At 63.2% G+C, this 13,432-nt stretch carries 8 protein-coding genes; 2 read left to right on the top strand and 6 right to left on the bottom strand.

The genetic code is table 11. The features are described 5' to 3' along the window. A partial coding sequence (locus VMH22_03405; GenBank protein HTW90732.1) for a hypothetical protein occupies positions 1-182 on the bottom strand: 182 nt, incomplete at its 3' end. Between the two features lie 460 nt (positions 183-642). On the opposite strand from VMH22_03405, the gene VMH22_03400 reads away from it, so the two are divergent. Then, a complete protein-coding gene (locus VMH22_03400; GenBank protein ID HTW90731.1) occupies positions 643-1,404 on the top strand; it encodes a hypothetical protein in 762 nt (253 codons plus the stop codon). 126 nt (positions 1,405-1,530) lie between these two features. Here VMH22_03400 and priA read toward each other — a convergent pair whose 3' ends face one another. From priA to VMH22_03385, 3 genes are read right to left on the bottom strand one after another with little or no spacing between them, the layout of a single operon-like run. Next, complete coding sequence (gene priA / locus VMH22_03395) at positions 1,531-3,480, bottom strand: primosomal protein N' (GenBank protein ID HTW90730.1); 1,950 nt, start codon at positions 3,478-3,480, stop codon at positions 1,531-1,533. 39 nt (positions 3,481-3,519) lie between these two features. Beyond that, a complete protein-coding gene (locus tag VMH22_03390; protein ID HTW90729.1) occupies positions 3,520-6,957 on the bottom strand; it encodes a translocation/assembly module TamB domain-containing protein in 3,438 nt (1,145 codons plus the stop codon). Then, positions 6,947-8,713 (bottom strand): BamA/TamA family outer membrane protein, encoded by a 1,767-nt coding sequence (locus tag VMH22_03385; GenBank protein HTW90728.1) that lies wholly within the window; start codon positions 8,711-8,713, stop codon positions 6,947-6,949. The genes VMH22_03390 and VMH22_03385 overlap by 11 nt, the downstream gene beginning before the upstream one ends. A gap of 301 nt (positions 8,714-9,014) precedes the next feature. Between VMH22_03385 and VMH22_03380 the strand changes: the two genes are divergently transcribed. Next, complete coding sequence (locus tag VMH22_03380) at positions 9,015-9,722, top strand: hypothetical protein (GenBank protein ID HTW90727.1); 708 nt, start codon at positions 9,015-9,017, stop codon at positions 9,720-9,722. A 67-nt stretch (positions 9,723-9,789) separates the two neighbouring features. Here the strand turns inward: VMH22_03380 and VMH22_03375 are convergent, their stop codons facing one another. Together VMH22_03375 and VMH22_03370 are read right to left on the bottom strand one after the other, a co-directional pair. Further along, positions 9,790-12,561 (bottom strand): cation-translocating P-type ATPase, encoded by a 2,772-nt coding sequence (locus VMH22_03375; protein HTW90726.1) that lies wholly within the window; start codon positions 12,559-12,561, stop codon positions 9,790-9,792. 69 nt (positions 12,562-12,630) lie between these two features. Then, positions 12,631-13,432: SPFH domain-containing protein (locus VMH22_03370; protein HTW90725.1), on the bottom strand; the 802-nt coding region annotated here is incomplete at its 5' end.

Genomic DNA, 13,432 nt, shown 5'->3' with positions numbered 1-13,432 from the left:
GGCGGCAGAAGCGGACCGAAGCTGTCCGGCAACTGGATGTAGCCTTCTGCCACCTGGGCGTGCACCGCTGACGCCAGGAACGTCCCCAGCACCAGCGCGCACAGCAGTATCGGCAGACTTCTTGCCTGGAGCTCGGACGACGAAAGTTGACGGTCCTGATTCCGAAATCCTGCGCAACCCATTGTACTCCTTTGCAGGTCCTCCCAACGGCAACTCTACGCTCAGTGCTGGCCCCGCCCATCATGAAGCTGGAGCGGGTCACACGGTGCCAGCACCAACCTCGGAATTCTAGGACGACAGAGAATCCGAGTCAAGCGGATGCTTGACGCTATCGTCACCCCACCCTGCGTGTTGACAGAAGCAGACAACTACCCCCCCATGGCTTTATGACATCATCATATCTGTGTCACTCGTAAGGGGTCACCCGAAAACCCTCCTCGTCGCGCAGACGGAAGTCAACGCGTGAAGCCGGAGCCATAGCACCCGCCCGGCCATTGTCAGTACGTTCGTCGCCGATCGCTCGTCGCTTTTTGCAGAGCTCCGCGCCGGCCCTTCGGCCGTCGCATCCGTTCCGAATCCCAGACAAGTAATTCTCCACCCGCCGCCGGTTTGACATCCGGACGCGGACGGCTAAGATGCTGCGTGGCGAAAATGAAGAACATCCGGCAGCCGCGGCCGGCGAAGAAGTTCCGCATCCCCGGCGGCGTTGTTTCGTGGGGAATCGTCGTCATTGTTGCGGTCGTGCTGGCGATGCTGGTCGTCGGAGCACTGACCCGGCCGCCTTCCGAGCCCGCACCGGTCCCGTTCCTGGTCGACGCCAAGCCCGACCTTCTTTCGGTTACCCGGATGCTCGGCGACGTAACCCTCGACAGCAGCACACGCGTCCTGTTCCCCACCGGGCTGACCGCGCGGCTCGAAGGGCCGGATTCGTTCTACCTACAACGGCGCTGGTACGACGCGCTGGCGGCTCTTGCTAAGCTTCTGAGCCGGGCGACCCGACCCGAGTCGGCGGCAATTGACGCCTACATGGCCATCTGCAACTACGATGCGGGCAACCTCGACCGTTCCCTTCAGTCCTTCCGCAAATCCCTGGCCAGGGACTCCGGCCCCAGCGGCATTGCTCCCCGGATCGAGTTCTACGTCGGCTGGCTGTTTCAGAGCAGGGGATTTCAAGACAGCGCCATTGTGTACTATTCGCATGCGCTACGCGACCTGCCGGACACTGCGCGCGGGCTCAAGGCTGATGTGGCAAACAACGCGGGCGTGGCGTACGCGGTCCTCAAGGACACGTCAGCGGCCGGAGGTGCGTACCGCGAGGCGGCAACGCTGCTGGATACTAATGCCTACCCGAGAGACTGGGAGACCGTCAGGGAGAACGCCGCTCGCCTGAGTGCCGGCAAGTAGAACGCGTCTTCAAGCGGATTTGCAGTTTCCAGTTTGCGGTTACCGGCGTGCACCTCGGATTCGCCGCCTGTTCCGCCACCTCTGACTTCCGGCTTCTTACTGGTGCCATCCGACCTCGGTTGTCTCTTAGGATAGCGTGTCTAGCGAGTCGATGTCCACCTTCGCTCTGACGCCGTCGGCCTCGAGTTGAGCGATGGTCACGAGCCGGTCCAGACGCACGTTGCGGGCCACCTTGACCATGACCTGAACGGCGCCGGTCCTTCCGCGCACCGGCACCGGCCCTAACGCCTCTACGTCCCGAACGCCGGCCAGTCTCCGACACAGCCACTCTCCGCGCTTCTCCGCGTTCGCTGCGCTCCGCGCGCTGAGTTCGATGAGCGCAAGCCGGCGATAGGGCGGGAACCCCAACTCCTCCCTCAGCTTCAGTTCCACGTCGAGGAAGCGCGCAACTTCCCCGGCGGCCGCACATTGTACCGCCATGTCCTCCGGCCGCCTGGTCTGAAGCACGAACGTGGCTCCGTGCTGAGCCGCGCGCCGTGAGAGTGCCGAGAGGACCTGGAACGTCCTCTCGCGCGCCCGGAAGTCCGGCAGGCAAAGGTCCGCATCAACCGACAGGGCGGCGACCACCTTCACGCATTCCGGCCACGGGAAGCCCAGGAGCGCCCGAGTTCCGACGATGACTGAACCGGGTTCCAATGGAGGTTGGCGAACGGTCTCAGTCATGACCGAGACGACCTTCGCGTCAGGCAGCAGCCGGCCTACTTCGCCTGCCGCCATCTCGATGCCGGGCGCCCTGAATCGAAAGTCCGGTCCGCCGCAGGCCGGGCAAGTTTCCGGCGCGACCGCCGTCCGTCCGCAGTATGGACAGGAGAGGTTTCCGCTCGCGAAGAGTACGAACGAGACGGCGCACTTCGGGCAGGAGAGCGGGCTGCCGCAATCCCGGCACACGACGTAGCGACTGAGACCCCGTCGGTTTATGTACAACGCCGCAGAATCACCGGCAGCACTCGCGTTCTTGAGTTCGTTCACCAGCACCGGCGCGAGTACGTCATCCCGGTGCTTACGCATGTCAACGACGATAGTATCAGGCAACCAGACGGACGTAGGTTGAGGTTGAGGTTCAGGAAGGGGCGTCGTCTCAACCTTGGCCTTGACCTCAGCCTCAACCTGTTCCTGTGCTGCCCGGTACTGTCCGTTGCGGAGGTTCAGCCAGGTCTCGGCCGAGGGGGTCGGGTCGGAAAGCAGCACCGGACAATCCGTCAACCGGGCGCGGGCGATGGCCACGTCGCGGGCGTTGAAACGAGGATGTCGCTCTTCCTTGAAGACCTTGTCGTGCTCCTCCAGAACGACAATGCCGGCAAGGTCCGGCACCGGCGCGAACACGGCCGAACGTACGCCGATGATGAGCCGGCGTCCATCCCGGCACAGTTCGCGCCAGACCCGTTTTCGCTCCGATGCCTTCTGGTCCCCGAAGTAAGAGATCGGCTCGATTCCGGTCCTTGAGCGCAGCACGTCCGCCCAGAGCGCCGTGTCTGACTCAGGCATAAGGGCTATCACCGTCCCGCGTTCCAGTCCCTGCGCGACAAAACTGGCGAGGACGTCCTCTCGCGCATCACGGCCGGCGTGGACGTACACCGAGAATGAGGGTTGAAAGACGAAGGACGAAGGCTTGACGTCGGAGACAAGAACCGGCTGTCCCCCGCTCGGCCCGGCCTTCGTCTTTCGCCTGAGCCCGTAGCCGCAGATGCCGCGCGGCAGGGCCAGACCGAGGACCTCGCCCATGCGGCCAAAGTAGTACGCACCCACCCAGCCCAGCAGGTGCAGAAGCTGCTCAGGGACCAGACGCGGCTCTATCAGCTTCTCGATGGGCAACGTCGTCGGCACCGGGCTGCGGGTCAGCATCTCCAGCACGAGGCCTTTGACCTTTTTCCCGCGAAGGCGTATCTGCACGCAGTCGCCGGGCGCAAGCTCGGGGAATCGTTGCGGTTCAAACTCGTAGGTCAGCCGGTCGAGTCGCGTATGCGGTATCGCGACGTTGCAGAATTGGCGATGGGCGATTGGCGACTGGCGATTCATTCGGAATTCGTCATTCGGCAATCGTCAATTATCCATGGGTCAATAGCGGAGCTTAAGCTGGTAGCGAAGCGAGTTCCGATATCGGCTGTCGGCAGTGCCTTCGGCTACGAGTTCATTCTTGCGGTTGATATAGTATTCGACGCGGAAGGAAGGAGCGAGATTACCCTCGAAGTTCTGCGTGTAAGACACGTAGAGGTTCCGGCCGACGTACTTGCCGACCGTAACCCTGGCCTCGGTGCCGGTCAGTAATCCGCTCTCGACTTCGAGGTAGTCGAGATTGACGAACCCGCGTGCCCGCTTGGCAACCTGAGTCTGGAAGTAGCCGAGCAAACGCTGAGACAAGAGCCTGGTGACTGCGTCCCTGCTCTCGAATGACGAAGCGTCTCCCGGAGTGACGCTTAGCGTCAAGTAGGAGATAATCGCACTCTCATCCCATCCGGGTGGGTCCGAACTGAAAGCGAAGCTCGGTTGTTCAAGCGTGCCCGTCAACGCCAGAGTGATCTTGTTCGGCAAGCCCTGGTTACCCGCCGCGGCGGGAATCGGCATCTCAGCCTCGACATTGAAGTCCGGGTTCAATGTGTGGATACCATTGAACGTCACCGAACCGCTGTCCACGCGCAGGGTATGGTCAAGGTAGTAGATGGTGCCCTGCCGGGAAGTCAGCTCGCCCGAGTAGAGCACGTCCTTGGTCGTCTGGTGCACCGTCAGGTCGCAGCCGAGCTCAATGTCGGCGAGCTGATTGCGAAACCAGATGTTGCGGTCGCCTTTCACCCGGACATCGTAGACGAGCAGCGTATCCTGGACGCCGGTCACTGCGCTCTGGCCGAAACCGAACGAGATCAGCGCTTCCTGGACGTTGACCGTGCCGGACAACGAGTAGGGTCTGCCCAACGTCCAGTCGACATCGAGGCTGCCGCCGATCACGCCATATAACTCAGGCATCGGGTTGATGGTCGTGCCGTTGAAATCGCCATGGAATCGGAGCGAATCAGCCTGCCACTGCCGCCCGATGTCGACGAAACCGGTTACGATTACCGTGCCGTGGTCTGACCTGCCGGAGAGCTTCTCGACGTTGATACGGTTGTGGTCGAATACCAGCTCAGCGTTTACCCGGTCAAATACAGTCCCGAGCACCGGAACGCCGAGCCGTGCCGTCGAAATCCGGACCCGACCATCGAACATCGGCTCCATCAGATTGCCCTTTACCGTCAGGTCGCCGTATATTCCTCCCTGCCTGAATTCAATCGTCGGCTTCAGATAGAACACAACCCAGGCTCCGGGGTTGCGCAGCCTCGCCTGCAGATTGGCAGCGCCGGGTTCGAATCCGCCCTCGGTCTTGTAGTCGATTGAGCCCTTGACCACGCTGGTTTCCGAAACCGCGCTGCTGTCCAGATGGACAACCCATAGATGGTCGATTTCGGTGCGCGTTCGGCCGATGCGAAGCTTGCCCTCGACCTTGCTCAGTTGGACGTCAGCGTCCGGTACGTTCAGCTTATCAGCATCCAGCGAGAGAAGGAACGTGTCGCTGCCGCTGACCGCGAGACTCACGGTGCCGGACATCTCCAGGCCGATGCCGAAGATGCCCTTGAGCCGGGCCAGGTCCAGCCGGTTCACTGCTGCGTCAACGCGCGGCGGCTTCCCGGCTGCGCCCGCGATTGTCGCGTGCACGTCTCCACCGGCGAACCCCTCGGCGGCAACCTGCACGTTGAGCGAGTCGCGCTGGAGAGAGACCTGCACTATGTTACTGAAGGCCAGCGACTCCCGGCCGGCGACAAGGTGGAGAGCGGCGACGTTGATGCCGATGCCATCGCGCGCCAGTCGGGCGCTGCCGTCAGCCGCGGCCCGAAGCCCGGGACGCCAAACCCCGAGACTGAACTGACTATCCTGCCAATTCAGCCGGACTGAGTCAACTGCTGTGCCGCTGTAGTTCGCGCTGTCAACCGCGGCCTGCAACCGCCCGGAAAGCTCATGTCCGACCGCCACGGTGAAATCGGCCCGCGCCCTTGTCGCGCTGAAGCCGGCCACGGACAGACGCGAGACCGACAGCTCGGAAGTCGATTGAATGGTGTCGGCAGTACCGGCCAAGGTGACGGTGCCGGAGACCCGGCCCTGCAAAGGAAGCGATTCAAGTCTTGCCACGATGCCGAGGTTGAAGCTGTCCATCCGGACATCGGCCTCGACTCTACCGTTCTGCCAGCTCCCGTGGCCCGAGACGGCGCCGACCGGCCCACTTAGTTCAAACTGCTCTACCGAAGCACGCTGGCCGGACCGGAGATAAGTGCCGGATGCTGCCAGCCGTTCGACACCCAGGTCAGGTACGCTGGCCGTAACGTTGGCGGCGACCGAGTCGAATCCGCGACCCGAGACTGCCAGTTCGGCATCGACCTTCACGTTCGGCACCGATGAACCGAACCGCCGCACCCGGACGCCGGTCAGCTTCGCCGAGCCGGAGAAGTCGAGCCTACGCAGGTCCAGTCGCCCGGCCACGTCGGCGCTGCCGAGCGTGGAATCCGCGCCGGACATTGTCAGCCGCACGACCGAATCCGCCAGGTCCAGGCTGCCGCTGATTGCCGGCAGGCGGATGGCCTGCCACACGAGTCCATCGGCCTCGTACCGCACGTTTGCCGATGGCTGGTTCTTCTCCAGCCCCACGCCTCCCGCCAGCCGGAATCGGCCCTGGACCGCGCTGCGCTGCCCGGCAGTCGCCGCTCCGGCCTTCTGCCCGACCGGGACCGCCGAGATCAACTCCGGCAGGCTGACGGACAGACTCTCAACCCGTGCCGCCACGCCGCCGGAGCTTAACGCCATCCTGAGGTCCGCCCGCAACGAAGAGGCCGCGGTCTTCGCCACAAGGTCGGTCACTACCAGCGAATCCGAGGTCAGCCGTGCGCTGCCCGCCAGGTTCCTGACCGAGACCCGTTCGCGGCTCAGGCGCGCTTTGACATCGGACACCTGCATCAGCATCTGCACCGGTGCTGACACGAGATTCAGCGTGAGGCTGACCGAGTCAAGGCGCTCAGCCGTGTCAACGTACACGCTGCCCTCGGACAGGCTGAACTGCCCGATCCTGAGCGGCGGGTACTGGTTCTTGCTGCTCGGACCGGGCGGCTCGGACCGTTTGGAGCTGACAAAGACCGTGGGCTGGAACGCGCTGGCCGCGGATGCCGAGAAGCTGCGGTGCACGATGGAAGCCCACGGGTCGTAGGTCAGAGAGAGCCTCTTCACCCGCAGCGAATCAGGGCCGAGTTTCAGGACGAGGTCATCAAATGTGATGCTCCGCATGATATTGCCTTCTACGCGTCCGAACCTCACGTCAAGCCCGAACCGCGGCCCGCCTCGCACCAGCGCCTGGCTGAGCGCGTACCTGCCCACGGGCGCCACCGACAATATCAGCACGGCGAGGCTGAGAACAACGACAATCGGCGCGGCCAGCGCAATCAGGATTCCCGCCAGGATGCGCCAGAAGCTAGAACGCATGCAACAGCCCCAGATAGAACTGGCCCTTGTCGTTTCCCGGCGGATTCCGCAGGCGTTTGCCCCAGTCGAGCCGAACCGGCCCAACCGGGGTTTTTACCCGTATGCCAGCTCCCGCGCTGTATTCGTACGTGAGTGAGCGCAGGTCGTTTGCCATGCCCCCAACATCGCCGAATACCACCAGCCCGACCAGGCGTGCTATGTAAGGCGACCGCAACTCAAGATTCCCGTTGACCACAGTTGGGCCATAGCGGTAGCCAGCCACGGTCGAAGTATCCGGCCCGATGGAACGGTCCCCGTACCCGCGCAGGCTATTGCCGCCGCCCAGGGTGAATGACTCGTAGTATGGAACCGAATCTGATTTCCCAAACGGACGAACGCTGCCGGCCATGGCGCGCACCGCCACCACGAAGTCGCCGCTCGCCTGCTCCAGCGGTTGCGGCACGATACCCAGCCGTTGATACCATCGTACGTCTCCGGTCAGCTTGTAGAGGTCGTTCTCGCCGCCAAGCGGCCCGCCCGCGCCCTCGACCGCGACTTGGGCGGACAACCCCTGGCTGGGGTCGAAGATGTCGTCGCGGGTGTCATAATGACCGGTCAGCACCAGCGAGCTGGTGATGCCGGACGCGGTATCGGAGATAAGCCTGAGCCGGTTGGTGAGGCCGGCAGTGAACTGAGGAACAAAGCTCCGGCTCATGCCGGTCTCGATTCCTATTTCCCGCAACCGATTCGTGTCAACTCGCTCGTAGGAAAAGTAGGGATGGGTCTGAAAGTCAACCCGCGTCAACAACAGATATGGCACCCGGTACGTACCATCAAAAGCCAGCCGATAGTCCCCAAAGGGGGAAAGCGTGGGGCCACCCTCGCCGCCAATCATCAGCGTGTGGCCGCTATTGAACACATTGTCGTGCTCCCAGCTAGCCGACACGATTGCCCGGGTCGGCGGGACCTCGGCCCCGGCGCCGAAAGCCACACCCCGATACGGCTGCTCGACCACGTCGAACCGGACAACGACGCTATCCGGAATCTCCCGCCTGGTGGAATCGGTCCCCGGACTGCTCTCCGCCATGACGTAGTACGTCACGCGGTAGAACAGCTTGGTTGCATACAGGCGTCGCTGTGCCTCGCGCAGGTGCTCCTGGTTGAACAGCTCGCCCCGCCTGACCTCCGAGGCTCGGAGCACAGTCCTTGCGCGCACGGTCCGGTTACCGCGTACCCGCACGTCACTCACGTGGCAAAGTTGGCCTTCGCTGATGTCGAACGTAAGCGTGGCCAGCGAGTCCGTGCGGGCGATCTCCGTTTTCACGTGGACATACGGGTAGCCGGAATTGAGATAGTAGGTTTCAAGCGCACCGCTGCTCTGGTCGGCCTCAGCCTGCGAAAAGAACCGCCCGGGCTTGACCGACAGCTCCTTCAGCAGCCGTTCCGTCCCGACCGACGAATTACCCGAGATCGCTATCGCGCTCACCCGCGTGCGCGGGCCCTCGGTAATGTTGAACGTCACGACCGGTCGGCGCTTGCCGCGCGTGACCTGCCTTTCGATTTCGACCGAGGGGAAACCCTGATTGTGGTAGAATGCCTCCAGGACCGCGATGTCGTTGCTGAGCTGGATTTCGCTCGACGGCTTCCTGGCCTGGGTCATGACCAGCGACGCGAGAACGCGAGGGCCGAAGGCATGCATGCCCTCAAACTTGACCGCTTCAAGTGTATCGCCGCTGTGAAGCTGGCCCGCCAGACACAGAAGCAGCGCGGGAATCAACGTCCTGATAATACCTGCCTGACCCCTGCTTTTCAAGCTCGCCCGCTCGGACTCGCCCGCTCGGACCGGTGCTGCGACCGCCCATTGAAAAGAGCTGCTGTCTTTCCCTGAATCCAGCCAACGCAGGCGCGACGAGTGTCTACCCGGCCTCGACTAAGTTCAGGCACGAAAAACCTTGACCATCCACTTCAACGTGTTACAATCCGGAAAAGATGATACGCAGGCATGGCTCGATGTGTATCCACGAGCCTAGCAGGCAAGACCGAACGAGGCCGAAGTCAACGAAGAACAAGGAGGCTCGATGCTGAGAAAAGTCGTACTGTTCGCGTTCGTTGCCGCCGTGGCATTATTGGGCAGTTGTACCAAAACCACGAAGCTGGTTGGCACGCTGCTGCTGCAGCCGGGGCAGACCGGTGACGTGCAGAACACGAAGGTGGCGTTGTACGAGAAGGCCGACCTGACCGGTGACCCAGTCATGACCGTCGCCTCCAAGACCGGCGTCCTCGACTCATCCGATTTCGAGTTCAAGAACGTCGTCGAGGGCTACTACTATCTGGTTGCGTGGAAGGACCTGAACGGTGACGGGGTAATCAGCGATAAGGATATCGTCGGCGTCCATGGTGGCACCTACACGCCGGGACACGGCGGCACGCAGGTCACGGTCCTGAAGGGGCAGACGACCGACGTCGGCAAGATCGAGATGCTCATCTACAAGGAGCTGAAGATCACGGCCACGGGACAGCGTCTGAACGGCGGTCTTCAGACCAAATTCAGCTACTCATTCAACTACGACGTTGCTCTCACCAAGCTGACGATTACCTTCCCCAGCCTCGGCAGTATTGACGATGTGCCCGCCCCGGGCGCCAAAACCGCAGGCACATCGTACGACTCCGACACCTATTTCCTGCAGGGCGGCGGCGTCATGCCCACCGGGACGCATTCACTGGAGTTCGTCGGCACGTGGAACGGCGCTGCCTTCGACGTCATCGTGACGGTCGACGTCAGCTGAACTTCAACCAGAAGTACAAAGAAGGAGGAGCCGCGGCTCCTCCTTTCTTTCTGCAACAGGCTCAACGCTATCCCGCTGCGTCGGCCGGCCGCCTGCGCCGGTCGATGGCTCGCGCGACGAGCTTGTCCAGCTCGACCACCCAGAACACGCTCGTGCTCAGGATGAAGCTGATACCAAGGTCTCGTGGCGAGAGCGGAACCGTCCTGAAGATGCCCTGCAGGAACGGAAGGTAGATGACCGCCATCTGCAGCGCTAGAGTCACGAAGAACGTGCCGAGCATGGCCGGGTTGGTGTGGAACCCGATGCGGAATATCGAGTCCCGGTTAGACCGGACCGCAAGCGACTGGAAGAGCTGCGACATGGTCACGACCGTGAAAATCATGGTGCGCCAGCCGGGATCCCCGCCACGCCAGGACCAGAACCCCATTCCGAGAGACACGACCGCCATCAGCAAGCCGACCCAGATGATAAACACGCCCAGGCCCTCGCCGAAGATGTTCTCTTTCTGGTTGCGCGGCGGCCGCCTCATTACGTCGCGCTCGGCCGGTTCGATGCTCAGGGCGAGACTGGGCAGCCCGTCCGTGACCAGGTTTATCCAGAGTATCTGCAATGGAAGCAGAGGCAGCGGCATGCCAAGGAACGGAGCGATGAGCATGACCCAGATTTCGCCCGCGTTGGCCGAGAGCACGTACTTGATGAACTTGCGGATGTTGTCATATATCGCCCGGCCTTCCCGCACGGCGGCCACGATGGTGGCGAAGTTGTCGTCGAGCAGGACGATGTCGGCCGCTTCTTTGGACACATCCGTACCGGTAACGCCCATCGCCACGCCGATGTCGGCTTTGCGCAACGCCGGCGCGTCGTTCACGCCGTCACCGGTCATGGCCACGATCTGCCCCTGTTGTTGGAGCGCCTCGACAATCCGCAACTTGTGTTCGGGCGCGACGCGGGCGTAGATCGCGGTTGTGCCGACCACGCTCGCCAGTTCCGCGCCGTCCATCCGCGCCAGCTCAGTTCCGGTGACGACCGATGCCGCGCTTTCGATACCCAGTTCCGAGCCGATGTAGCGCGCAGTCAGCGGGTGGTCGCCGGTGATCATCACCGGCCTGATGCCGGCGGTCCGGCATTCGCTGACCGCATCCCGCACCTCGGGTCGGGCCGGGTCGATCATGGCGGCAAGCCCGACAAAGACCAACCCCTGCTCGACCTCGCTGTCCCTGTTGAAGGCCGGAGCTTCCGCCATTGCCCGGAAGGCAAGGCCCAAGACGCGCATTCCCTTGCCGGCAAGCTGGGCGTTCGACTCCGTTATCCGGGCGCGCCAGGTCGGGTCCAGCGGCTCGGCGCGGTTTTCTATCCAGACGGACTGTGACAGTCCGAGCATCACGTCCACGGCTCCCTTGGTGAAAGCGACGTGGCTTGCGCCCGGACGCACGTCGGCCAGCGCTTCTTCGATGCAACGCCCGCTCGGCGTCGCCTTCAATTCACCCAGGCGGTGGACGGTAGACATCCGTTTCCGCTCGGATGAGAAGGGCACTTCCGCGATGCGCGGCAGCGCCAAGTCCAGTTCGGCCTTGGCCAGTCCGAACCGGTCAGCGGCGGTAACCAGCGCACCCTCGGTCGGGTCACCAACGACGCGCGTCCGCCCCGCATCGTCGCGCTCGATCAGCGCGTCGTTGCAGAGCGCCCCACCGGCCAGGAGCAGCGTGAGCGCCGGGGCGCGTCCGCAGTCGAGCAAGGGTGAACGGAGATCCATGTCCGGCGTGACTTCGAGGTGGTGCCCGGCCACGGCCAGCGCGGTCACGGTCATTCGGTTTTCGGTAAGGGTACCGGTCTTGTCTGAGCAGATGACGGTCACCGAACCGAGCGTCTCGACCGCGTTCAGCCGGCGGATGAGCGCCTTGCGCGCGAGCATACGGCGGGCCCCGAGGGTCAGGGCGATGGTCACGACCGCGGGTAGACCTTCCGGCACCGCGGCAACGGCCATTGAGATCGCAACCATGAACATCAGTCGGAACGGCTCCCCGCGCAGCATGCCGAGGCAGAATACGATGGCGACGACGACCAGCGCGGCTATGGCCAGCCCCCTGGCCAGCTGTTCCAGCCGATTCTGCAGCGGCGTCGACTCCCGTTGCACCGATTGCAGCATCTCAGCGATGCGGCCCAGCTCGGTCCGCATCCCGGTTTCCGTGACCAGGACCGCGCCACGCCCGGCCACGACTGCCGTACCCATGTAGACCATGTTGCGCCGGTCGCCGAGCGCGACGTCGGTGCCGCCTACCGGTTTGGAGTGCTTCTCGACCGGTTCCGATTCCCCGGTGAGAGTCGCTTCCTGCACCCGCAGGTTGGCGGCTTCGAGCAGTCGTCCGTCGGCCGGTACGTGGCTACCCGCTTCCAGCAGGACCACGTCGCCGGGCACTACGTCGCGAGCCGAGACCTCGAGCAGGTGCCCGTCGCGTCGCACCCTCACTACCGGAACCGCCAGCGACTTCAGGGCCCGCATCGCCTTCTCCGCCCGGTACTCCTGCGCCAGACCGAGAATCGCATTCAGCAGGACGATGGCGATAATGGCTATTGCATCGGTGAGCTCGCCCAGCGCCAGCGAGATAACGCCAGCGATGAGCAGTACGATAACCATGACGGACCTGAGTTGCTCCAAGAGAATGTGCCAGACCGTACGCGCACCGCGCTCGACGAGCTCGTTCGGCCCGAAACGAGCGCGGCGGGCTTCGACATCCGACGCGGTCAGACCGTCCGGCCGGGATTCAACGCGCCCCAACGCCGCATCAGTGGTCAACTGGTGCCACCCGATAGACCGGCCGTTCTGCTCTGTACCCGTCAAAGTGTGCCCATTGTGCCGACCAGCGGCGCAGGTTCAAGCCCCGACGCCGCCGGTCCCGATATCAGACGCCTACCCTTTGGCTGGGGTCTCCGGCTCCTCTTTCTTCTCTTTGAGCACGTCGGCAATCATGCCGAGACTGCCCATGACTCCGGAGGCCTCGTAGGGCACGAACAGCTTGGTCGCTTTGCCGTCGGCCATCTTCGCCAGCGCCTCAAGGTACTTGATGGTGATGAGGTCCTTAGTCGGATTCCCGTTGTGGATGGCGCCGTATACTCGCTCGATTGCCTGTCCCTCGCCTTCGGCAACCGTCAGCAACCGGTACTTGTCGGCCTCGGCAACCTTTTGGATGGCCGAAGCCTGACCCTCGGCCTGCAGGATTCTCGATTGCTTCTCGCCTTCGGCCTTGAGGATCGCTGCCGACTTGATGCCATCGGCCTCGAGCACCACGGCGCGTCGCTCGCGCTCCGCCTTCATCTGACGGTGCATCGCCTCAGTCACGTCCGACGGCGGTTCGATGCGCTGCAGCTCGACCCGGGTCGCCCGCGCTCCCCACTTGTCGGTCGCCTCATCCAGCACGTCGCGCAGCCGGGCATTGATACGCTCGCGCGAGGTGAGCGATTCGTCGAGGCTCATGTCGCCGATGACGTTACGCAGGTTGGTCTGGGCCAGCTTGATCGTGGCCAGCCGGAACTGGGCGACGTTGTACAGCACCTTCACCGGATCGGTCACTTCGTAGTAGATGATGGCATCAACTGTCACCGTCGCGTTGTCCTTGGTGATGACCTCCTGCGGCGGCACGTCGACGACCTGCTCGCGCATGTCCACCTTGATGAGGCGCTCGATGAACGGCACGATGAAGTTGAGGCCGGGT

It is taken from the genome of bacterium, from assembly GCA_035505375.1.
Lineage (GTDB): Bacteria > Hydrothermota > Tepidihabitantia > Tepidihabitantales > Tepidihabitantaceae > UBA2258.
This window is presented reverse-complemented; position numbering and strand designations above follow the sequence as displayed.

Bases quoted from the DNA above. Each gene is read 5' to 3' on its own strand.
- priA (HTW90730.1), bottom strand. From the start codon at position 3,480: ATGAATCGCCAGTCGCCAATCGCCCATCGCCAATTCTGCAACGTCGCG.
- VMH22_03380 (HTW90727.1), top strand. From the start codon at position 9,015: ATGCTGAGAAAAGTCGTACTGTTCGCGTTCGTTGCCGCCGTGGCATTA.
- VMH22_03390 (HTW90729.1), bottom strand. From the start codon at position 6,957: ATGCGTTCTAGCTTCTGGCGCATCCTGGCGGGAATCCTGATTGCGCTG.